The following is a 20041-nucleotide window of genomic DNA, read 5'->3' on the forward strand; positions in this document are numbered from 1 at the left end:
CCTGCTTCTGCAGGGTGTCCGCCAGTCCGTTGTAGGTCACGGCGTTATCGGGCCAACGCGCCGCCGTCTGCCGGTAAAGGGCTTCAGCTTCCTCGTACCTGCCCTGCTTCTGAAACGTGTCCGCCAGTCCGTTGTAGGTCACGGCGTTATCGGGCCAACGCGCCGACGCCTGCCGGTAAAGGGCTTCCGCTTCCTCGTACCTGCCCTGCTTCTGGAGAGTGTCCGCCAGCCCGGAGTGGGCCACGGCGTTATCGGGCCAACGCCCCGCCGTCTGCCGGTAAAGGGCTTCCGCTTCCTCGTACTTGCCCTGCTTCTGGAGCGTGTCCGCCAGTCCGCCCATGATGACCGGATCGGTCGGACATTTCTGCCCGGCACGCTCATATAGTTCCAGCGCCCATTCAAACTGCTGGGAATCCAGAGCCAACGCCGCTACGTTGCTTAGGGTCTTGGCTATCAGTTCGGGCTTCGTGCGGGTTTCTATCTGGACTTCGATGAGTTTATCCAGATATTTTTTCGCCGTTTCAAATTTATGTTGTTTGAGGGCCAGGGCTATTTCCTCTAGCACCTTGCCAACCCGCTCGAAAGCGGCAATGCGATCAAAACTGCTTCTTTTGAAGGAAGGGCGGGCGGGAATTTCGCGGGCAATCCCCTCGTCCGGCGCAATATGTCCTTTTTTCCTGCTTTTGAGGGAAGATTCTTTTTTCTCCCAAGCGCTTTTGATCTCTTGTAACCCTTTACTCCAGCTAGGCCCTTTGTGTTCAGGCGCAAAAATGAGGTCCTGCCATATCTTTTTCCAGCGCTCAACGTCGCTTTCCCCAGCCGTCATGGCGATCTTCTCACGCTCTTCCGCAGAGAGGCCGTTCCATGCATTTAACGCCGCTTCCGTCATTGGGGGAAGGTCTGCTACAGGAGCGGGTTCTTCTTCCACCAGCAGCGGCCATTGTTCATCAGCAACATCCTGGAGAAGTTGGGGCCAACCGGCGTACTTTGGGCGAAACTCCTTAATCCAAAATTCGGGTGATCGGGGATAGGCGTCAACCAAATGCCGTACAGCGTAGCGTAGAAGTTTCAGAGAATCCGATGGGTTTTCAGAGGTTACATCCGCAAGCTTTGTAAGCCCCGTGTCCAGCCTGTCGATGGACACAATCCGGCCCGCCTCGCGATCTTCCGGCGTTGGGGGCACCCATAAAAGCCCGCGCCAGGCTTCCGCCAGTGTGGTCAGATTATCGCCGGTGAGGTGACCGATGTTACTTTTTACCGAGTCAATGAGGCCGAGCCAATGGCTCTCGAAGCTTTCGTCCGTTTGCTGATAGATCAGCGCCTGACGCAACTGACGCCCCGCCCGTCCCTGCCCTGACAGAAACACGCCCAGATGAAATCCCTCGATGAAAAAGCGCTTAAGGACGTCAAAGAGTTTTTCATTTTTGGGCAGATAGGAAATGAAAAGGAACAGGTTGAATATGTAGGTCTCGTCGTCCAAAAGCTTTTGGGAGGAAACGGAACCGGTAGTTACATCCACGGTCGCGCCAACGGCTCTTTGTAATTCAACCTCTGAGGCCGCTTCAATGGCTTGAGCCAGTTCGGCGCAAAGAGGCACGGCAAGATCGGCGAGAGTCGCCCCCAGATCCGGATCGTAAGGAGACAGGGTAAGTCCGCCGTAGAGGATGTCCGCAGGATATGCGTTCCCCCCCACGGCTGGTAAATGCATGCCGGAAAGGCATTCCGCAAAGCGGTCGCTGTTTCTCTCCGCGGCCATTTCGTTTAGCTGGGCGCGAACCCTTTGATAGGGATGATAAGAGCCGTTCACGAGATACCCATGTGGCGATTAAACCATTCCTGATTTTGGGGTTTGTTGTAATTTGTTTTCAACCGCTCTGTGTGCCGTTGGCGAAAAAGATGCAGATCGCCGGTGGAACAAGGCGCGCCTTCCATATGCCCCAATAAGCCCGTGCAAGCCCTGACGGCGGCTTGTCCGGTCAGGGGAGGATGCACGACTTCGCAACATGCCGGAACGTCTCCGAGGTCGAGCGGCATGGTGATTCCGTAAGGCTCCGACGGCGGCGAAGGGAAATGGAAGGGGCCGTCGTTGGCTTCGACGACGGTGGGCCGGTAAACCGTCCCGGCGAGTCCCACTTCGTAGCGCCAGGAAAGAACCCAGTGACCATCGTGAAAATGCCCCAACCCAAGGACACGGCAGAGTTTAACCCAATCTCCGGCGTCGTAATAGGGCCCTGCTTCCTCTGCAAAACAAGCCCACCAGGGCGGTTGGTTCTGCGTAAGGGCATCACTCAGCAGCCCGGCCATTTCCTTCACCTTGTCCGGCTTACCCATTACTTCGGCAGCGATAGCGTCAACATCCGCCTTGAATCGGTCGTCCGCACCGGGCCGGCGTTGGGGAAGGGAGCACCCGGTTATCTCGTGAAATTTATAATCAAGGTCGAAAGTGTGGTACTCGGCTCCAGCAAGACGCCATAGCATATTGTTCAGGGATGCGACGTGAAGCAATTGGTCGAAACTCGCCAGGATTTTAGGTCCGACCGCATTCGCGCCGTTACAGGAATCCACATAGGCCGAGCATAGTCCACTGGGGCCGGAATGAGCGGGAAGACAAATCCTGCGCGTAAAATAATCGCGCATCTGCTTCCACCACTTTTCGCCGTCCGGCGCTTCCTGGAATTCCGAGCTGCCCAGCAACGTGCTTTCCCGGGTCGATCCTATCCTGTGATCCATGCGCCAATTGCCGCAAACGGCCCGGCGACCGGGATCGGCGTCCACGTCAAGTTGGACAAACGCTTGCGACCAATGGTGTTTGGAACGCGGCCGGTCGAAAACGAAAGCGATTGTGTGAACGTTGGTTTGCGTACTCGCCACTCTAAGGAAGCTCCCGTACACTGCGTCACGTCAAGGGTGGGCGCACCTGATTGCAAGAGTCTATCACCGCCCCGAATCATCTTCAACCGGGATTGTGCCGCTGCTGCTGTGTTTTTTGCCGGACGACCATGAAACGCATCACCCTGCATATTATAAAGCCCAAATTTTAGTGAACCAGCTTTTTGTATTTCATCCGGTGCGGCCTGTCCGCCTCGACGCCAAGCCTGCGCTTCTTGTCCTCTTCGTAGTCCTGGAAATTCCCCTCGAACCAGACGGCGGAGGAATCGCCCTCGAAGGCAAGCATGTGGGTCGCTATCCTGTCGAGGAACCAGCGGTCGTGCGAGACGACGACGGCGCAGCCGGCGAATTCGAGGAGGGCTTCCTCCAGCGACCTCAGGGTGTCGATGTCGAGATCGTTGGTCGGTTCGTCGAGCATGATGAGGTTGCCGCCGCTCCTCAGGAGCTTGGCAAGGTGGACGCGGTTGCGCTCTCCGCCGGAGAGTTGCCCGACGAGCTTCTGCTGGTCGGCGCCCTTGAAGTTGAAGGCCCCGACGTAGGCGCGCGAGGAAATCTTTCTCTTGCCCATCTCGATGAAATCGGCGCCGCCGGTGATCTCTTCCCAGACGTTCTTGTCCGGGTTCAGGGCGTCGCGCGACTGGTCCACGTAGGCGAGCTTTACCGTTTCGCCTATCTTCAGCTCTCCCGAGTCGGGCTTTTCCTGCCCGGCGATGAGGCGAAGGAGGGTGGATTTGCCCGCGCCGTTCGGCCCGATGATGCCGACGATGCCGCCGGGGGGAAGGCGGAAATTGAGGTTCTCGAAGATGACCTTGTCGTCGTAAACCTTCGTAAGCGCCTTCGCCTCCACGACGTTCTCACCGAGGCGGGGCCCCGGCGGAATGACTATCGCTCCAGCTTCGGCCTTCTGGGTGTTGTCCTCGGCAAGCATCTTTTCGTATTCGTTTATGCGGGCCTTGCCCTTGGCGTGACGGGCCTTGGGAGCCATGCGAATCCATTCGAGCTCGCGGTCGAGGGTCTTCTGGCGGGCGCTGGCCTGCTTCTCTTCCTGCTGGAGGCGCTTTTCCTTCTGCTCCAGCCACGAGGAGTAGTTTCCCTCCCACGGAATCCCCTCGCCGCGGTCTAGCTCCAGAATCCACCCGGCCACGTTATCGAGGAAGTAGCGGTCATGCGTTACGGCGACGACGGTGCCGGGGTATTCGCCCAGATAGCGTTCGAGCCACCCTACCGATTCGGCGTCTAGGTGGTTTGTCGGCTCGTCCAGAAGGAGCATGTCGGGCTGGCTGAGAAGGAGGCGGCAGAGGGCCACGCGGCGCTTTTCTCCGCCGGAGAGGGAGGCGGTGTTCTGCTCCGCCGGGGGAAGGCGGAGGGCGTCCATCGCAATCTCCAGCTTTCGGTCGAGCTCCCAGGCTCCGGCGTGGTCGATGGCGTCCTGAAGCTGCCCCTGACGGGTGAGGAGCTTGTCCATCTCGTCGTCGCTCATCGGCTCGGCGAACTTCATCGATATCTGCTCGAATTCGTCCAGAAGCGCCTTTGTCTTGGCGACGCCTTCCAGCACGCACTCATAGACAGTCTTCGTTGGGTCGAGCTGCGGCTCCTGCGGGAGAAACCCCACGGAAAGCCCCTCTGCTGCCCACGCCTCGCCGATGAAATCCTTGTCCAGCCCCGCCATAATCTTCAGCAGCGAGGATTTGCCCGAGCCGTTAAGGCCCAGGACGCCGATCTTCGCTCCGGGGAGGAAAGAGAGCCATATATCCTTCAGAACCTGGCGCTTGGGAGGATAGACCTTTCCGAGCCCCTTCATCACGTATACGTACTGATACTGCTTTGCCAATTCTAATTCTCCTATATGAATTCATGAAAAACGTAACTAGAAGGGCCGGTTACAAGGAGACGCGCAGTAGTTTTTCATCAGGGAAGCGGGAAGATACACAAAATTGCGAATAACAGCAACGGGAATAAAGCGAAGGCGGAGTCCCAAAGACCCCGCCCTTGCTGCAGTTGCTGAACGTCTTCACCCAAAAACCTTACTTAATTATGTATCCCCTGCCCTCAAGGCACGCAGAGAAGGCCCTCTCGTACTTGTCGCGCTTTTCATCTTCCGTGCGGGCCTGCTCGCTCAGCCGCTGCCTTTCGGCCTCCCTCTGGTTCTCCGATTTTTGCGATTCGCTGCCGACCACCGCTCCCCCGATGCCGCCGATAGCCGCGCCGGTGAGCGCACCGCGTTTGCCGCCCAAAAGAGCGCCGAGCCCCGCGCCGAGGAGCGCTCCTCCCAGGCCGCCCTTCGCGGCGCTGCTGCCCACGCTGCGCTGGGGCTCCGGCGGCGGGACTGTGGAACTCTGCGAGCTCTTGTCGCCGAGATTCAGCGGATCGTAGCCGGATTCCGATTTGGCCCAGACGTAGCACTCGTACTTGTCCTTCTCGATCTGCTCCATCGACTGCCCCCTGTTGGGGTACATCACCAACTCCGAAGCGGCGAACGCGCAGGTTGAAAAGACGCACAAAAGCGCCACGGCGGGCATATGTATCTTCTTCATCTTCGGCTCCTTTATTGACGTGAATAAATATCTCACCAAAAGAATACCAGAAGGGGTCAGGGACGGAAGGGAAGAGGAAATCGTATTTTGAGAAAAGTGCCCGCCATCTGTCATGCGCTCTGGCGTTGACTGCCGATTGTCCCAAAATCTTAGTGTCTTCGCTTTCCTTGATACCCCGCAAACATGGGGTATATTGTTTCAGGACACCGCGCGGGAGACCATACCGCCACCGCTTTGAGGAGGAAAACATGAAGCGCCTGATCTGGATTTTCGCCGCTCTGATCGCCATCGCAACCTTCTGCGCGCCCGCTTTCGCGGCTGCCGAAGACGTGACGAAAGCACCGTCCTGCAAATACTGCGGGATGAACCGCGAGAAATTCGCCCACAGCCGCATGCTGATCGACTACGACGACGGCTCTTTTTCCGGCACCTGCTCTATCCACTGCGCGGCAACCGAACTCTCAAACGCCATCGACAAAGACCCGGTAGCCATAAAAGTCGGCGACTACAACACAAAAGAGCTTATCGACGCCGAAAAGGCGACATGGGTAATCGGCGGCGACGTAAGCGGAGTAATGACGAGCCGTCCGAAGTGGGCTTTCGCCAACAAGGCCGATGCCGACGCCTTCATCTCCGCCAGCAAGGGCTCAATAGCGAACTTTGAAGCTGCTATGGACGCCGCCTACGCCGACATGGACGACGACACCAAAGCCATCCGCGCCCGCAGAAAAGCCAAAAGGATGAAAGCCGCCGAGGAACAGAAAGGCAAGTAATCCGCGCCGCTTACAGTTAATAACAAAAGGGCCGCTCTCCCACGAGGCGGCCCTTTTCATTTCGGCGATTTTAAGTATTTCGTGAAAAACTGTTAAGGTAGGTTTTCTACACGTAGCTTTATTCTCTCCTGCCCGCGCCTTATGCGTTCCTTCAATCCTTCCGGCAGGGGAGAGCCGCCCCATAGCGTCAACTCCTAAAGGTCGGCGTCGGCCTTTCCCCTTTTAGCGAGAACAACCCCCTGACCGTCCAACAATCCCTTTATCCGGTTTACTTCCCTTGCACGGTCGGCCTTCAGCCTGGTCAGCTCCCGGTGACCCTGCCGCTCGTCCCTAAGGCTCATAGGATCCTACACAACTTACCGGCTGTTTTCGCTGGTTTCGTAGGCGGCATAATGGAGATCGGTGTGGTTTTTGTAGCCGGGGGAGAGTTTTGCGGCGATGAGGTCGAGCAAGGGGTCTGTGAGGCCGTTAAGAAAAGCGTACCTGACGTTATCCTTTAGGTGATGCGCTGCGTGGTGGCGTTTGGAGAGAAGTATGCCCGAGTTTCCGAGAACCCTTGCGACGGGTGAGTTGGAGGTGTGGCAAAGGTAGTGTGAGACTTCGGCGACGGAGGAGAGGACCCCGGTGAAAACGAGTACGTGGGCGAGCCAGGGACCGAGGTGGCCGGACGCGGAAAGCCAGAGGACCGCGGCGAGACAGGGAACCAGCCAGACTTTGGAGCCGCTTTCCATGAAATAGACAACGGGCAGGCTCCGGGACGTGTAGAGGGGAGTCCGGTGGTGGAGGTGAAAGTTCGCTATCAGGGGGCCCGCAAAGGAATCGTAGCGATCGTTGGCGTCCATGTACATGTGCACCAGCCCGTTTATGAAATCAGTCAGCACATATGCTACAAGAAGGGCTCCGATCCAGGCGCCGATCGTCAAGTGTATCTCCCGAAGGCGCCAAAGGAGCAGGGCCTGGAGTGAAACGTTGGCCGTGGCGACCGCAATCCCGAACCAGCGGTAACTTTTTCGGGAGTTGAAACGCGCCATCGCTGCGTTAAAACGCTGCTGGATAGTTGCTAGGTCCTCCGGCGCACCCCCGGAGGCGGTGGTTTTCTTCAATGATGCCGCTCCTGCCCGTTGCTGTTAACTCAGTTATACAATTTTACATCCTTTCGCAACTTTCCGGGCTTCCAAAATGAAAAAAGACCATGCCAAAGCATGGTCCTTTTCTGATGCGAGCGGTTGCACCGATTTTACGGGTTTACTTACCCTGTGCGCCTCCGGCGGGCTTGACGGTGTCCGGGCAGCAGGGTTTGGCGTCACCCTGTGGGGCGGCCTGGGGGCAGTTGTCTACATGACGGTGGTGGTACATCCCGCAGCATCCCGACAAGAAAAGGAATGCACCCAAAAGCGCGATTGCGGCAAGAAGGTTTCCGGTTCTCTTCATCTCTTAAGCCTCGCTTTTTGCAGAGCTTTCTTTTTGCAGCCCCGGTTTGGTATGTTTGTGATAGCCTTTGGACGCGCTTCGGGGCGTTAAGGTTTCGTTAAAACTTTCCTCGCCCGTAAGTTTTATCCAAATTATGAATCGAGCAACAGCAAGGAATCCCATGACGGACGAAAAGACCAAACCTGCCCTGATCAACGAGAAGGCAGAGAACGAGGCTGAAGGCATCACCGGCCGCAAGTACCTCACCTGCCAGAAATTCGGAGATATTTTCGAGGTGCGCGAGGGCCTGGGCTGCCGCCATCCCAAGGAAACATGCAAATTCCGCCTTTCCTGCCCTATCTACTCCATCGGTCGGAATGAGTGAGCCTTCTCTTTTGCCCCTCTTGTGGCCTCATCCGGGGTCTTCGCTTTGATCATGATCCTCAGCCGCGGATTCATGCGTTGTGTAAGTCCGGGAATGAGGATATGTTGTGCGGTCGCAAAAGAACCGTAACGGCGTGACCTCGGCCCGCCCGAGTTGAAAATTACCCGAATTTTAAAAATTGACGCACAATTCAAGTAAAGGAGTCTTTGCTCATGAAAACGAAGCACCTGCTTTCCGCAGCCGTAGTCTTGTCCCTCGTCACCATCGCCTGCACCGCCGGTTTTTCCGAAACCAAAGCCGCCGAGCCCGCGGTAAAAGCAGCCTCCGAAGCGGCCTCTTACACCGACTGCACGGTGTCCGACGTTTTTACAAAAACAGCCGCTCTCAAGGGTAAAAACATCGCCATCACCGGCAAGGTCGTCAAGTTCTCCGGCGGAATCATGCGCACCAACTGGTTTCACATTAAGGACGGCACAGGCTCCGCCGGCACCGACGATTTAGTCGTTACAAGCAACGATGTCGCAAAGGTCGGCGATCAGGTCGTGGTGAAGGGCGAGCTTTCCACCGACGTAGACTTCGGTGCCGGCTACAAGTACGCCGTAATCATCAAGGACGGCAAGGTAACAGCCAAGTAATTTCAGGCGGCGATTTTCGGACGGCGGACCGTCTCCCGCCACCTCTGCCGTATACTTTGTTTCGTCAGGTTTTTAAAATTCCGAGTCGCAACCCGGAGTAAAAATGCTCTCTCCTATAAACCCCTTGTGCTCCATCTGGAACGCAAGGGGTTTTATTTATTTCCTCGAAGCAGGCCATATTGCATGGTGCATTCATGATTTCTTAACCCTCTCCTTGACTTTTCCTCAGGGGTGCTAGACTCCTTGTATTCAATCTGCAGGAAACCGCAATGTCCCGAGGTGACAGAGGTTGGCGGTTCTTCTAAGGCCTAAAACCTGCGAGAGGAGAATACAATGCGCAGAACCGAAAAAAGATGGTTGCTCTTAATCCCCTCCCTTCTGATTGCCGCGGCAATCTTCTTGTCAGCCGGAGCCGCCAACGCCGGGGAATATGCCGCTCTTAAAGGCGTCAATGGTCTCGACACGGTTTTCGACGTTTCGCAGGGAAACCCTAAAATTGCAAATATTGTATTCTGGGCGGTAAGAGACGTGTATCAGGAGGAGAGCGTCCGGGCGCTTCCCAAGCCGCCGCGCACGGTGGTGGTGTTTCACGGCCCGGCGGTAAAAATGCTTTCCACCGACCGGTCGGGATTCAAGCCTGAGGAAGTGCCGGAAGTGGAGAAGTTTGCGGAAACGTTACGGCAAATGAAAGCGGATGGCGTTACGCTCGAAGTGTGCGACTATGCTCTTAAGGTAATGGGGGTCGCCCCCGCCTCGGTCCTGCCGGAGATCACCCATGTGGTTAACGGTTTTGTTTCCGTTTCGGGATATCAGGCTCAGGGGTACTCTGTGGTAGTTGTTCCCTGAGCCGCGCAAGGCATTTTCTGCGAACAAAGCCAGCCCTTGGGGGTTGGCTTTTTGTTTGTGAGTGGCAAGCTTTGATTGTTCAGCATTTTTTCAGCTTTGGGCGGAGAGAACGGAAATGGCGACTTTGCGAGAGTTGATGGCCACGCTTGGTTTGATCCTCGATGCAGTCGGCGTAGTGATCATCGCGGGGGGCGCGGTCCTTGCCCTTGTTCGCGCGGCCTTCAGGCATCCGCAGGACGAGGGTGAGCGCTATCGAAGGCTCCGGGAAGATCTTGGCCGCGCCATTCTGCTCAGCCTTGAGTTTCTGATTGCGGGAGACATCATCCGGAGCGTAGTCGGCGACCCGACCCTCCTGAATGTGTCGATACTGGGGTTGATCGTGCTGATCCGGACTTTTTTGAGCATGACCCTCCAATTGGAAGTTGAAGGACGATGGCCCTGGCAACGCCAGAAGGAGCCGGAAAATCCCTGACAGGCCGTTTGGGCGAAATTGTTCTCCCTGTGCTTGACTTTGGTTTTTCCGGCAGTAACTTCCTAAGCGACACATCTTTACGGCCCGTTTTGGGCGGAGAGGAGCGCGAGTCATGGCGATGAAGATACCCCACGTTCTCGACTGCAAGGTGAAGAGTTGCTCTTACAACAAGGATGCGACGTGCCACACGATGGCGATAACCATCGGTCAGGGGAGCGATCCGATGTGCGACACCTTTACGCATCTGCCGATCTGCGGCGGCGTAAAGGAGGCGAAGACCTTCGTCGGCGCATGCAAGATGAGCGACTGCTCCCACAACAAGAATCTCGAATGCTCGGCCGAGGGCGTTCACGTGGCGATGAAGCACAACCAACCCGATTGCCTGACGTTTCTAAAGCGCTGACGCCCCGCCACTACCCGCATTCTCCTTCGCCCCCTGCGCTCCGTTCCTGCGGCGCAGGGGGTTGTTTATTCCCCGGCTTTTAAACTTCCTCCAGTTCGCCGTCCAGCCAGCGGACGCGGCCTACGGGGGCTTCCTGGCAGAGGAGAAGTCTCAGCGCCTTTTCCAGTCCCTCGGAGGCGCCGCTGGTGAAGTAGCGGCGTTCTCCCGCGCCCTCGCCTGACCCGGAAAGCCCCCTCTCTTCCAGCACGCGCTTTACCTGCCGGGCGACCCCGGGGCAAGGGTCCACTATCGCGACTCCGGGGCCGACTATCTCTCTTATCGTCTCAAGCGCGAAGGGGTAATGAGTGCAGCCAAGCACGAGCGCGTCAATCCCCTCTTCAAGCAAAGGGTGCAATACCCCTTCGAGGTAGCGGCGAATCCGCTCCCCGTTAACCTCCCCCGCTTCGATTATCTCCACGAGGCCGGGGCAGGTCCTGCCGACGAGGCGCACGTCTTTTGCAAACTGCTCCACCACGCGGGCGAAAAGCGGCCCCTCGAAGGTGGCCGGAGTGGCGAGAACGCCAATCGCCTTCACACGGCTACCAAGCGCGGCGGGTTTTACGGCGGGCTCTATGCCGACGAAGGGAACGCCGGGAAAACTCTCCCTCAAAGAATAGAGCGCCGCGCCCGAAGCGGTGTGGCAGGCCACGACGACAAGCTTCGCCTTTTTCGCGAGCAAAAAGCGGGTAATCCCCTCCGAAAAGCCGCGCACTTCTTCCAGCGGCCGATGCCCGTAAGGGACGTTCGCCTGATCGGCGAGGTAGAGGAGGTTTTCGGAGAGCATAAGCGCCGCGATGTCGCGCAGCACGGACAGCCCCCCTACTCCCGAGTCGAAAATGCCTATCGGAGAATCACTCATGGCAGAAGGATAGGCGATAAGCCCTTGCCCGGACAATAGCGAATGCAGCGCATCGCCTTCTGGACTATCTTTCGCCCTGCGCTAGACTTCAGTCAGCACAGAGTTAACCCGCGCGCAAAGGATGACAGATGGCTACCCAGATCTTCCTGAACTTTTCCGTTAAAGACCTCAAGCGGTCGGTGGAGTTTTTCACGAAACTCGGCTACTCCTTCGACCCGAAATTCACCGACGAAAACGCCACCTGCCTGATACTGGGCGAGAACATCTTCGCCATGCTGCTTGTGGAGCCGTTCTTTCTTACCTTCATCAAAAAGCCTATCTGCGAGGCGCACAGATGCACCGAGGCGATAGTGAGCCTTACCGTGGAAGACCGCGAGAAGGTGGACGAAATTGTTAAGAAGGCCGTCGCGGCGGGCGCGAAGCCGGGCGAGCCGCAGGATTACGGCTTCATGTATTCGCGCGGCTTCGAGGATCTCGACGGCCATATGTGGGATTTTGTCTACATGGACATGGAAGCCTTCCTCAAGCAGCAAAAACAGGCAGCCAAATAGCTTTAAGCCGATGGTTTGTTGACTCCCGCGCCTCGGGTGCTTATTTTTCCCTCGACACTTTGCGAGGAGAGACGGCATGGATGAGAGCGGGTACGTTCACGGCTACGCGGCGAGGGAGGGCGAGAGGCTGTGCGATCAGGCCAACACCCTGTCCGCTCTCTTGCACCACGATTCCGTCTTCCCGGAGGGAAGCGAGATACTTGAGGCGGGGTGCGGCGTCGGCGCGCAGACCGTCTTTCTCGCCGAAAAAAATCCCCGCTCCAAAATCACCTGCGTCGATATCTCGGAAAAAAGCCTCGCCGAGGCGAGGCAAAAACTCACCGGCGTTCCGAACGTGACCTTCAAACAGGGCGACCTCTTCGACCTCCCCTTCCCCGAATCCGGTTTCGACCACGTATTCATATGTTTCGTCCTCGAACATCTTCCCGACCCGGTAAGAGCGCTCACCCGTCTCAAACGCATCCTGAGGCCGGGGGGAACGATTACCGTAATCGAGGGCGACCACGGCTCGGTGTTTTTTCACCCGGACAATCCCGACGCCCGCAGGGTCATCGGGTGCCAGGTAGCTCTACAGGCCGAGAACGGCGGCAACGCCAATATCGGCAGGGAGCTTTATCCCCTTCTTACCGGAGCCGGGTTTGAAGACGTGCGCGTCTCCCCTCGCATGGTCTACGTGGACTCCTCCCGCCCGCAACTGGTAGAGGGTTTCACGAAAAACACCTTCACTTCGATGATCGAGGGCGTACGGGAAAAGGCTCTCGCCCGGAAGATGGCGACAAAAGCCGAGTGGGAGAAGGGAATCGCAGGGCTCAAAAGGGCCGCCGAAGCGGACGGGGTCTTCTGCTATACCTTTTTCAAAGCCACGGGGCTTAGGGTTCCTTAACTCGACCTGATTGGCAAACCGTCTATTCCCTCGATACGAAAGAAAGCCAATCCCGGCGGGGTTGGCTTTTTTTGTTTTGCCGTCAGATTATTGCGGCATAAAAATTCAATGCTAGTATTTCAGAAACATTTAAACAGACCACAGGCGAGGAGGAAATCATGGAAAACCCGAACGCTCCCTTTTACCCGATAATTTACGTCCGCGGCTACGCCATGACCGAGGGTGAGCAGAACGAGACCACCGCCGATCCTTTCTGCGGTTTCAATCTCGGCTCTACGGTGTACCGCGCCACGCCGGACAAGGACAAACCCGCCAAGAAATTCATTTTTGAGTCTCCCGTGCTGCGTCTCACCTCCGACTACGAATATTCGGATGTTTACGAAAACGGGCTGGATATAATGGATGACGACTGGGAGGGCGCTATTCCTCCCAGATCGATTGTAATCTACCGCTATTACGATCAGGCCTCGACCCTGCTGGGCACGGGCAAGACTCCGGAAATCGCTGACTTTGCAAAAGGGTTGAGCCAACTTATTCTCCGCGTTCGCGATCTGGTCTGCGCTCACCCCCAAAGCGGCGTTACGGCTGAAAACTTTCGCTGTTACCTGGTCGCGCACTCTATGGGAGGGCTGGTCTGCCGCGCTTTCCTGCAAAACCCCGAACTCGGGGATAAAAACGCCCGGCTCAGCGTGGACAAAGTGTTCACCTACGCGACGCCCCACAACGGCATTGAAATGGCCGGCATCAACGTCCCGAAGTGGCTTAGCGCCGCTGACATGAACAATTTCAACCGTGAGTATATGTCCAGATACCTCAAGCTGGAGTCCATCTACAAAAAAACCGGGCGCGTGGACTGGATTTTTGAAGACTCCTTTCCGTCCGACCGGTTTTTTTGCATGGTGGGCACGAACCGGGCGGATTACGAGGTCGCTATGGGCATGTCCAGGGCCTTCGCCGGTCACGGCAGCGACGGTCTGGTCAAAATCGAGAACGCTTCGGTCTGGGGCGTAAACGCCGACGGGCAGGTATCCGCCCCGTGCGCCACGGCCTACGCCTACCGTTCCCACTCGGGCTACTTCGGCATTGTAAACAGCGAGGAGGCTTACCAGAACCTCACGCGCTTCCTCTTCGGGGACATACGGGTCGACGTATGGCTGGACGTGGAGACGGTACAGCTCCCGCCCGATATCCAGGGAAAGCCGGTCAACGCCCTTTACCAGTTCGAGCTGTTGGCTTCGCCCCGGGGCAAGCGCTGGACTCTGACGCGCCGCGTGGCGGAAGAGGACTCGGTTGCCTGCCGAAGCCATCAGGATCTGGTGGACCCGAAGAAAAAAAGCGCCAGAAGCATATTTTTGTCTTCCGTGTTCCTCTCCAACCGCGCCCGCATAAGCAAGGTGCGCCCTTCGCTGGCTTACGGCCTGACACTCGGGGTTCGCGTGCCGGATTACGAGGTTGAGCGCAAATTCTGGCCGGATTCGCATTTTGAAGGCGGATATATGTTCCGGGATACGCTGGTGGTTGAAATGATCCCGCCGCAAACGGCGGGTGGCGAATGGGCGGTTACTTTCGACTGGCAGAGTGAGAACCTCGGCCGCGCCAGCCGATCGCTTTCCTACGAGACGCTTGAGAGCGGCAAGCTGCAGATGGCGGTCCCGTTCGACAGCAAGAGCGAGCCGGGCGTTTCCGGGCAACTGCGGTTTGTGGTTTCCTCGTGGAATGACTGACCTGTTTTGTGCTTGCCCCGGAAAGGGCCGCTAGCGCCCTTCCGGGGTCTGCGCCGCAGGGGTTTATTTCATGGCCCACTGCTGCAGGAGGGCGAAAACTAATCTTTGGAATATTCGGAGTAAAGCTTTTGCATGCACTCCGGGCACACTCCGTGGCTGAATCTGGCCTCGGAATGTTCGCAGACGTAGGTTTCAATCTGCTCCCAGTACCCCTTGTCGTTGCGTATCTTCTTGCAGCTGGCGCAAATCGGCAGAAGGCCGCTGAGAGCCTTCACCTCCTCCAGCGCCTTTTTCAGCGAGTCCCTTTCGATGCCCAGAGCCCTGCGGCTCTCGTCGAGTTCGCGGTACAGCACCTCGAAGGGCTGCCGTATAGCCGAAGCCACCGTCGCCTCGAAAAGAAACAGGACCCCGACAGTTTTTAGCAGATGCCCGGCGAAATTGGATATTCCGAAGACGCTTATGTAGAAGGTGAAGAAGATTTCCGCAAGAATCGTCGCCACTATGTACGCCGCGAGAAACTGGAAGGTCCTGGGCGAGAAGCGCTCCCTGTTTCTCCAGAAACGGTACAGGGCTGCCGCCATGACAAGGCAGATGACGTACTCGCTGACCTTTTTAAAGGCGGTAAGGCCTGTGGGCTCGATAAAGCAGTCGGGGAAAACGCCGGCGAAGATGGCGCCGGTGACTCCGGCGAGGACCAGAAAGCCGACCGCAACCAGGGCGAGGGGCGGCGCCCGGCGCGTGAGGAGAGAGGGAGCGGCGAGAAGGGCTGCGGCTTCCACGTACCTCGCTCCCACCCAAAGCTGGGTGGGCAGGTTGGAACCCGCTCCGGGGAATACGCCCATCCCTTTGTAGGCAAGGGTGTGAAGCGTCTGGATTATCGCTATGACGAGGTGCGCCACGCCCAGAAAAACGAAAAAGCTGTTCTCCATTTTAAGACAGGCGTTCCACGCGAGGGTGAAGATGCAACAGGACACCACTATGGCGGCAATCTCCACGATGCTGTGGAAGAGGAGGTAGTTGTATTGCCCGATAACTACGCTCACGGCTAAAAAGACAACTCCGAAAAGCCACCCGAACCACTGAAAGCCGAATTTATCGTCGATTAATTCTCCCGAACAGTTTCTCATTTTCTAACTCGCTCTCCCAAAGCCGGTAACTCTACCGCTGTCCGGCGACCTTGAATATCTCTTCGATAAGTTCGTTTAATCTGTACGGTTTCGACAATATGGAATCCGCAAAACGCCCTTCGTCGTCGGCGGGCACCGCCGGAAGGGCATAACCGGTGGCGATGATGACCTTGCAGGAGGGGTTTATCCTGCGAAGCTCCTTGAGGCACTGCAGGCCGCCCATGCCGGGCATGCCCACGTCGAGAACCACGAGGTCTATTATGCCCTGATTTTGGCGGTAGAGGTCCAGCGCCTCCTCGCCGCTGGCGGCCTCGAACACCAGCATTCCCTCGTTTTTAAGGGCTTCGGAGACCGTTTCCAGTACTCCTTCGTTGTCGTCCGCGACGAGCAGCGTGGGCTTTCTCTCCGAGGGGGCGGTTCCCTCCTTCATGAAGGAGGGAACAAAAGCGGGGCACTCGCCGGTTGCCGGAAAATAAAGGTGAAAGGCCGTGCCGACACCCTTTTTGCTCACGCACTCTATGTACCCGCCGTGCTCCTTGACCAGTCCGTAGACGATGGCGAGGCCGAGTCCGGTGCCCTTGCCGACCTCCTTTGTCGTGAAAAAAGGGTCGAAGATATGGCGGATCGTGTCTTCGTCCATCCCTTCGCCGTCGTCCTCCACGCTCAGGCGCACATACCTTCCGGGCTCCACCTGCCACCCCTTGACCGGCTCTCTTATCTCGAAGCTCCGCGTTGAGATGCGTATCTTTCCCCTCCCCCCGAGGGCGTCGTTGGAGTTGGAGGCGAGGTTGAGGAGAATGTGCTCCACCTGAATCGGGTCGGCTTTGACGCAGAGTATCTCCTCGGCGAGGGACAGCTCTATGCCGAGCGTCTGCGGAAGGGTCCGCTCCAGAATGGCTACGGAATTTTTTATCTCCGCGTTCATGTCCACGCTCTGGAGCCGTAGTTCCTTCTTCCTGCTGAAGGTAAGGAGCCCGTGGACCAGCTCGGCAGCGCGTGAGCAGCTGGCGTCGGCCTTTTTAAGCCAATCCTCGTTTTTCTCGTCAAGCTTGCCGGACATGAGGGAGAGGTTCAGAAAACCCGAGATCGCCTGGATTATGTTGTTGAAGTCGTGGGCGATGCCGCCGGTCAGGATTCCGACCGCCTCCATTTTCTGGGCCTGAATAAGCTTCGCCTCGGTCTCTTTCAGCCTGCTGACATCGACTATTATTCCCCGCAGTCCCGACGCCTGTCCTTCGTCCAGAATCGGAGAGGCAAAGATCATTACGGGGAAAGTCGCGCCGTTCTTGCCCAATAAAGTGAAATCCAAACCCCGGCTGAGAGCGCCCCCGAGAATGTCCTTTATGGCCTTTGCGCCGCGTTCCCTCTCTTCCGGCACCAGGAAATTGACTGCGGGAAAACCGTTTTGAATATCCTTCTTGGTAAAATCCGTGACCTTGAAAGCCTGCTCATTGACGAAAGTGACCATTCCGGCTTCGTCCATTTCAAAGACTATCTCGGGAAGCATCCTCGCCAGCTCGCGGAAGCGCTTCTCGCTGACCCGCAGGGCGTCTTCGGCCTTTTTCCTCTCTACAAGCTCTCTTTGAACCGTAAGGCTGCTTTTCTTCGAGCGTATCTCGGCGCGGATTAAAAAGAAGCAGAATCCCGCGACGAAGACAGAGAAGATCAAGGTTCCGGTGTGGTAAACCTTTTTTCTGCTCTCGAAATTAGCCAGCGCCGGACCCTTCAGGATGGATACTATTACAATCAGCGGATAATCCGGCATGGCGCGATAGCTCGCCATTCTCTCCTTGTTGTCCACGGCGGAGATGAGTTCGTAATGGCCGACGGAGCTCTGGGCGGCCTCCCTGAAAACCGGGCTGTAGCCGCTTATGTCGTCGCCGACCATTTTGGTGGCGGGGCTTATGCGCACCCTGACGATGTGGTCGGTTCCCACGATGAGCCCGGACCGAAAATCGCCCAGGATGATGTTGTCGTAGACCTTTCCGAAGTAGAAAGGGTCGAGCCCTAAGGAGACAATCCCGGCGAAGGAGCCGTCCGGGTTGTCGAGCCGCCTGCTAAGGAAAAAAGACCAGGTGCCCGTTGCCTGGGTTTTGAGGGGTTTGCCTACGAAGAGCCCCGCGTCCGGGTCCTTGAGATGGACCTGGAAGTGCTCGCGGTCGGAGATGTTCAGAGGGCCTTTAAGGGGAACCGCGCTGTAGACGAGAAAGCCGTCCTTGTCGGAGAGGGCGACCTGGACGGCGGAGAGATCCTCTTTGGTCAACTCGCCGAAACTTCTCATGCTTTCCGAAACGGCGCCGTTTTTCTCATATTCTTTTTTCAGGTAGAGAAGCGCGTTGTCCGCCGTCCTCATGACTCGCCTGGCGTATTCCTCGAAGGCGCGCGCCATGATGGCGTTTTCGCTCCGGATGCGCCCGGTTTCCTCCCTATGGTCGCGCGCGGTAAGGTAAAAGATGCCGCTCCAGGCTCCAATTATCAGCATAAGGCCGAAAAAGCCCGTCAAAAGACCGGCGGGAAGCTGGCGGCTGGAATTGGCTATGCCGAAAGCGCGAAAGCTTGCCAATAATTTAAATCCCGGAAGAAAACCTGTTCATTGTTCTGCGCGTCTCCCCGCAGCGTGCCGCAGGGAACTAAAATCGCACGTAAATCGTCCTTAATATATAGCAACCTTGCCGGGCCCCGCAAACCCAAAGCAAAAACCGCGCTGCCGGGCGGGAGCTTTCACCCCCCGCCATACCAGTCTGAAACCGGATGGAATCCGCTTCACAACCTCCCGTATGGTGATACCCTTGAAGCAGACTTCCTCAGTATCTCTCCACAGGAAAGGCTGGATTGGTGAGAAAATGAAAACTCTACTGACTGTATACGCCGTTACCCTTATTCTGGTTGCGGCCCGGATATCATTCGCGGCAACGGGCGAAAAAACTTACGAGACCGCCATCTTCGCGGGCGGGTGTTTCTGGTGCATGGAGCACCCCTTCGACGAGCTTGACGGAGTTATCTCGGTAACGTCCGGCTACACCGGCGGGCGCAAGGTCAATCCGACTTACGAGGAGGTCTCCTCCGGCGTCACCGGCCACGCCGAGGCGGTTAAGGTGGTCTACGACCCCGCGAAGGTGAGCTATCAGAAGCTCCTCGACGTCTTCTGGAAAAACATCGACCCGACGGTGGCAGACAGGCAGTTCTGCGACGTGGGCAGCCAGTACCGTAGCGCCATCTTCTACAGCGGCGAAGAACAGCGAAAGCTCGCCGAGGAATCGAAGACAGCTCTCGACCGCTCGAAGATCCTTCCAAGCCCGGTTTTGACGGAGATAACGGCGGCCTCGGCCTTTTACCCGGCGGAGGAGTACCACCAGCACTACTACCGCAAAAACCCGCTTCGCTACCGCTTCTACAGGTCCGGCTGCGGGAGGGACGACAGGCTCCGGGAGCTTTGGGGAAAGCCGAAGTGACCGTCAGCTAAATCACATCTTCGCCGCGGTGTGAAAGGCTACGTGGTTGCCCTCGGTATCCAGGAAATGGGCCATGAAGCCGTACTCGCCGATATCGGTCTTCGCCAGCAGCGTCTTTCCGCCGAGAGCCTCCACCTTCTTGAGGCTCGCCTCGATGTCGGGCACGGAGAAGTAGATTATCACGCCGCAGGACGAGGGAGTATAGCCGACGCCCTGCACCAGCGACCCCGTCGCGCCGTATTTGTCCATGTTGTCCATAGGGAACCACCCCATCTTCAGCGGCCCCACCACGTTCACCGAAATCTCGACGCCGAAGACGCCCTCGTAGAACTTCTTCGCCTTGTCGAAATCGTTCACCGGAATCTCAAACCAGCCCACAGGATTCATAACCGGCTCCTTGTGATCGCCAAATATTCGTAAGCAAAAAAATCCCCCTGCCCTACGGCGGGAAAACCCCTGCGAGAAAACTCACAGGGGTTTTTCGCCGATGTCTTTGAAGCGTTCTCAGTCGCACTTCGGGCAGCCGGTATGGAAGGCCTTTTTGATCATCTTGCGCGTCTCGGCGTCGTCTTTCATGCCGTGGGATTTCACCCCGTGCAGCATCGCCACCTCCATCAAATCCTCTTCGGTGTCGGCAGCCAGGGTTACGGAACATTTCGACCCGGGCACTTCGCGGCAATCGATGTACTTTCTCGCCATGACAAGTTCTCCTTTTCTCGCTCTCTACCTTTAAAAATAGTCGAAAGAAACCCGCCGAAAGACCGGGATTCGCCCTTCCACGGCGATCCCGTTTCGTCCCACAATCAACATTAACACCCGGTCACGAAGCGTCAAACCGGGGAAGATATTTTTATTGGGGGATTGGCGGATACTATTGGTCGTTGGAGGGATGGATATGCTGTCTGCTTGCTTTGGGAGTATTGTCATTCCCGCAAAAGCAGGAACCAGGGGTAGTTCTGTAGGGCGGGCTCGGCCCGCCGATTTACAACTTGCGAGGCTTTGCCTCGCGCTCCTAGCCACCTTTTGAGTGAGCAAAAGGTGGCCCAAAACTCAGCCCGG

21 protein-coding genes are annotated in these 20041 nt (G+C 57.1%); 11 read left to right on the top strand and 10 right to left on the bottom strand.

The window, feature by feature from the left end:
- From EPN96_12665 to EPN96_12680, 4 genes are all read right to left on the bottom strand, one after another.
- On the bottom strand, positions 1 to 1807 hold a 1807-nt coding region (locus EPN96_12665), incomplete at its 3' end, for a tetratricopeptide repeat protein (GenBank protein ID TAL15490.1).
- Positions 1804 to 2730, bottom strand: a complete 927-nt coding sequence (locus EPN96_12670) for a hypothetical protein (protein ID TAL15491.1) — start codon at positions 2728 to 2730, stop codon at positions 1804 to 1806. The genes EPN96_12665 and EPN96_12670, both read right to left, overlap by 4 nt.
- Before the next feature lie 307 nt (positions 2731 to 3037).
- The gene (gene ettA, locus EPN96_12675) at positions 3038 to 4690 is read right to left on the bottom strand and encodes an energy-dependent translational throttle protein EttA (protein TAL15509.1); all 1653 of its coding nucleotides are present in this window, start codon (positions 4688 to 4690) and stop codon (positions 3038 to 3040) included.
- 223 nt (positions 4691 to 4913) lie between these two features.
- Positions 4914 to 5321 carry a glycine zipper 2TM domain-containing protein gene (locus EPN96_12680; GenBank protein ID TAL15510.1) on the bottom strand — a complete coding sequence of 136 codons (408 nt, stop codon included), beginning with the start codon at positions 5319 to 5321 and terminating at the stop codon, positions 4914 to 4916.
- A 350-nt stretch (positions 5322 to 5671) separates the two neighbouring features.
- Here EPN96_12680 and EPN96_12685 point away from each other — a divergent pair, with 350 nt between their 5' ends.
- Positions 5672 to 6196 (top strand): NosL family protein, encoded by a 525-nt coding sequence (locus EPN96_12685; GenBank protein TAL15492.1) that lies wholly within the window; start codon positions 5672 to 5674, stop codon positions 6194 to 6196.
- Positions 6197 to 6552: 356 nt separating this feature from the next.
- Here EPN96_12685 and EPN96_12690 read toward each other — a convergent pair whose 3' ends face one another.
- The gene (locus tag EPN96_12690) at positions 6553 to 7299 is read right to left on the bottom strand and encodes a hypothetical protein (protein TAL15493.1); all 747 of its coding nucleotides are present in this window, start codon (positions 7297 to 7299) and stop codon (positions 6553 to 6555) included.
- 76 nt (positions 7300 to 7375) lie between these two features.
- Between EPN96_12690 and EPN96_12695 the strand changes: the two genes are divergently transcribed.
- The 6 genes from EPN96_12695 (at position 7376) to EPN96_12720 (ending at position 10347) form a co-directional block, all read left to right on the top strand.
- Positions 7376 to 7717, top strand: coding sequence for a hypothetical protein (locus EPN96_12695; GenBank protein ID TAL15494.1), 342 nt, complete (start codon positions 7376 to 7378; stop codon positions 7715 to 7717).
- Between the two features lie 70 nt (positions 7718 to 7787).
- Positions 7788 to 7991, top strand: a complete 204-nt coding sequence (locus tag EPN96_12700) for a hypothetical protein (GenBank protein TAL15495.1) — start codon at positions 7788 to 7790, stop codon at positions 7989 to 7991.
- Between the two features lie 212 nt (positions 7992 to 8203).
- Positions 8204 to 8626, top strand: a complete 423-nt coding sequence (locus EPN96_12705; GenBank protein ID TAL15496.1) for a hypothetical protein — start codon at positions 8204 to 8206, stop codon at positions 8624 to 8626.
- Between the two features lie 333 nt (positions 8627 to 8959).
- A complete protein-coding gene (locus tag EPN96_12710; GenBank protein TAL15497.1) occupies positions 8960 to 9472 on the top strand; it encodes a hypothetical protein in 513 nt (170 codons plus the stop codon).
- A 115-nt stretch (positions 9473 to 9587) separates the two neighbouring features.
- Positions 9588 to 9944, top strand: a complete 357-nt coding sequence (locus tag EPN96_12715; protein TAL15498.1) for a DUF1622 domain-containing protein — start codon at positions 9588 to 9590, stop codon at positions 9942 to 9944.
- Between the two features lie 112 nt (positions 9945 to 10056).
- Positions 10057 to 10347, top strand: a complete 291-nt coding sequence (locus EPN96_12720) for a DUF1540 domain-containing protein (protein ID TAL15499.1) — start codon at positions 10057 to 10059, stop codon at positions 10345 to 10347.
- 79 nt (positions 10348 to 10426) lie between these two features.
- On the opposite strand, the gene murI is transcribed toward EPN96_12720, so the two are convergent.
- Complete coding sequence (murI, locus tag EPN96_12725; protein TAL15500.1) at positions 10427 to 11245, bottom strand: glutamate racemase; 819 nt, start codon at positions 11243 to 11245, stop codon at positions 10427 to 10429.
- A 128-nt stretch (positions 11246 to 11373) separates the two neighbouring features.
- Here murI and EPN96_12730 point away from each other — a divergent pair, with 128 nt between their 5' ends.
- From EPN96_12730 to EPN96_12740, 3 genes are all read left to right on the top strand, one after another.
- On the top strand, positions 11374 to 11796 hold the full coding sequence (locus EPN96_12730; protein TAL15501.1) for a glyoxalase/bleomycin resistance/extradiol dioxygenase family protein: 423 nt from the start codon (positions 11374 to 11376) through the stop codon (positions 11794 to 11796).
- A gap of 76 nt (positions 11797 to 11872) precedes the next feature.
- Positions 11873 to 12679 (top strand): methyltransferase domain-containing protein, encoded by an 807-nt coding sequence (locus tag EPN96_12735; protein ID TAL15502.1) that lies wholly within the window; start codon positions 11873 to 11875, stop codon positions 12677 to 12679.
- A 158-nt stretch (positions 12680 to 12837) separates the two neighbouring features.
- Positions 12838 to 14403: a hypothetical protein gene (locus EPN96_12740; GenBank protein ID TAL15503.1), complete on the top strand. Its 1566-nt coding sequence runs from the start codon at positions 12838 to 12840 to the stop codon at positions 14401 to 14403.
- Positions 14404 to 14501: 98 nt separating this feature from the next.
- Here the strand turns inward: EPN96_12740 and EPN96_12745 are convergent, their stop codons facing one another.
- On the bottom strand, positions 14502 to 15530 hold the full coding sequence (locus tag EPN96_12745; GenBank protein ID TAL15504.1) for a hypothetical protein: 1029 nt from the start codon (positions 15528 to 15530) through the stop codon (positions 14502 to 14504).
- A gap of 31 nt (positions 15531 to 15561) precedes the next feature.
- Positions 15562 to 18093: a response regulator gene (locus tag EPN96_12750; protein ID TAL15505.1), complete on the bottom strand. Its 2532-nt coding sequence runs from the start codon at positions 18091 to 18093 to the stop codon at positions 15562 to 15564.
- A gap of 280 nt (positions 18094 to 18373) precedes the next feature.
- Here EPN96_12750 and msrA point away from each other — a divergent pair, with 280 nt between their 5' ends.
- Positions 18374 to 18982 (top strand): peptide-methionine (S)-S-oxide reductase, encoded by a 609-nt coding sequence (gene msrA / locus EPN96_12755; protein TAL15506.1) that lies wholly within the window; start codon positions 18374 to 18376, stop codon positions 18980 to 18982.
- Between the two features lie 12 nt (positions 18983 to 18994).
- On the opposite strand, the gene EPN96_12760 is transcribed toward msrA, so the two are convergent.
- Both EPN96_12760 and EPN96_12765 read right to left on the bottom strand, forming a co-directional pair.
- Positions 18995 to 19369 carry a VOC family protein gene (locus EPN96_12760; protein ID TAL15507.1) on the bottom strand — a complete coding sequence of 125 codons (375 nt, stop codon included), beginning with the start codon at positions 19367 to 19369 and terminating at the stop codon, positions 18995 to 18997.
- A 117-nt stretch (positions 19370 to 19486) separates the two neighbouring features.
- A complete protein-coding gene (locus EPN96_12765) occupies positions 19487 to 19681 on the bottom strand; it encodes a DUF1059 domain-containing protein (protein ID TAL15508.1) in 195 nt (64 codons plus the stop codon).
- Between the last annotated feature and the right edge of the window lie 360 nt (positions 19682 to 20041).

The organism is bacterium (assembly GCA_004322275.1).
Lineage (GTDB): Bacteria > Desulfobacterota > Deferrisomatia > Deferrisomatales > BM512 > SCTA01.

What these genes read in the sequence shown, in the direction of transcription:
- EPN96_12670 (TAL15491.1), bottom strand. Translation starts at nt 2,730, where the DNA reads ATGGATCACAGGATAGGATCGACCCGGGAAAGCACGTTGCTGGGCAGC.
- ettA (TAL15509.1), bottom strand. Translation starts at nt 4,690, where the DNA reads ATGAAGGGGCTCGGAAAGGTCTATCCTCCCAAGCGCCAGGTTCTGAAG.
- EPN96_12680 (TAL15510.1), bottom strand. Translation starts at nt 5,321, where the DNA reads ATGGAGCAGATCGAGAAGGACAAGTACGAGTGCTACGTCTGGGCCAAA.
- EPN96_12685 (TAL15492.1), top strand. Translation starts at nt 5,672, where the DNA reads ATGAAGCGCCTGATCTGGATTTTCGCCGCTCTGATCGCCATCGCAACC.
- EPN96_12695 (TAL15494.1), top strand. Translation starts at nt 7,376, where the DNA reads ATGAAAAAAGACCATGCCAAAGCATGGTCCTTTTCTGATGCGAGCGGT.
- EPN96_12700 (TAL15495.1), top strand. Translation starts at nt 7,788, where the DNA reads ATGACGGACGAAAAGACCAAACCTGCCCTGATCAACGAGAAGGCAGAG.
- EPN96_12705 (TAL15496.1), top strand. Translation starts at nt 8,204, where the DNA reads ATGAAAACGAAGCACCTGCTTTCCGCAGCCGTAGTCTTGTCCCTCGTC.
- EPN96_12710 (TAL15497.1), top strand. Translation starts at nt 8,960, where the DNA reads ATGCGCAGAACCGAAAAAAGATGGTTGCTCTTAATCCCCTCCCTTCTG.
- EPN96_12715 (TAL15498.1), top strand. Translation starts at nt 9,588, where the DNA reads ATGGCGACTTTGCGAGAGTTGATGGCCACGCTTGGTTTGATCCTCGAT.
- EPN96_12720 (TAL15499.1), top strand. Translation starts at nt 10,057, where the DNA reads ATGGCGATGAAGATACCCCACGTTCTCGACTGCAAGGTGAAGAGTTGC.
- murI (TAL15500.1), bottom strand. Translation starts at nt 11,245, where the DNA reads ATGAGTGATTCTCCGATAGGCATTTTCGACTCGGGAGTAGGGGGGCTG.
- EPN96_12730 (TAL15501.1), top strand. Translation starts at nt 11,374, where the DNA reads ATGGCTACCCAGATCTTCCTGAACTTTTCCGTTAAAGACCTCAAGCGG.
- EPN96_12735 (TAL15502.1), top strand. Translation starts at nt 11,873, where the DNA reads ATGGATGAGAGCGGGTACGTTCACGGCTACGCGGCGAGGGAGGGCGAG.
- EPN96_12740 (TAL15503.1), top strand. Translation starts at nt 12,838, where the DNA reads ATGGAAAACCCGAACGCTCCCTTTTACCCGATAATTTACGTCCGCGGC.
- EPN96_12745 (TAL15504.1), bottom strand. Translation starts at nt 15,530, where the DNA reads ATGAGAAACTGTTCGGGAGAATTAATCGACGATAAATTCGGCTTTCAG.
- msrA (TAL15506.1), top strand. Translation starts at nt 18,374, where the DNA reads ATGAAAACTCTACTGACTGTATACGCCGTTACCCTTATTCTGGTTGCG.
- EPN96_12760 (TAL15507.1), bottom strand. Translation starts at nt 19,369, where the DNA reads ATGAATCCTGTGGGCTGGTTTGAGATTCCGGTGAACGATTTCGACAAG.
- EPN96_12765 (TAL15508.1), bottom strand. Translation starts at nt 19,681, where the DNA reads ATGGCGAGAAAGTACATCGATTGCCGCGAAGTGCCCGGGTCGAAATGT.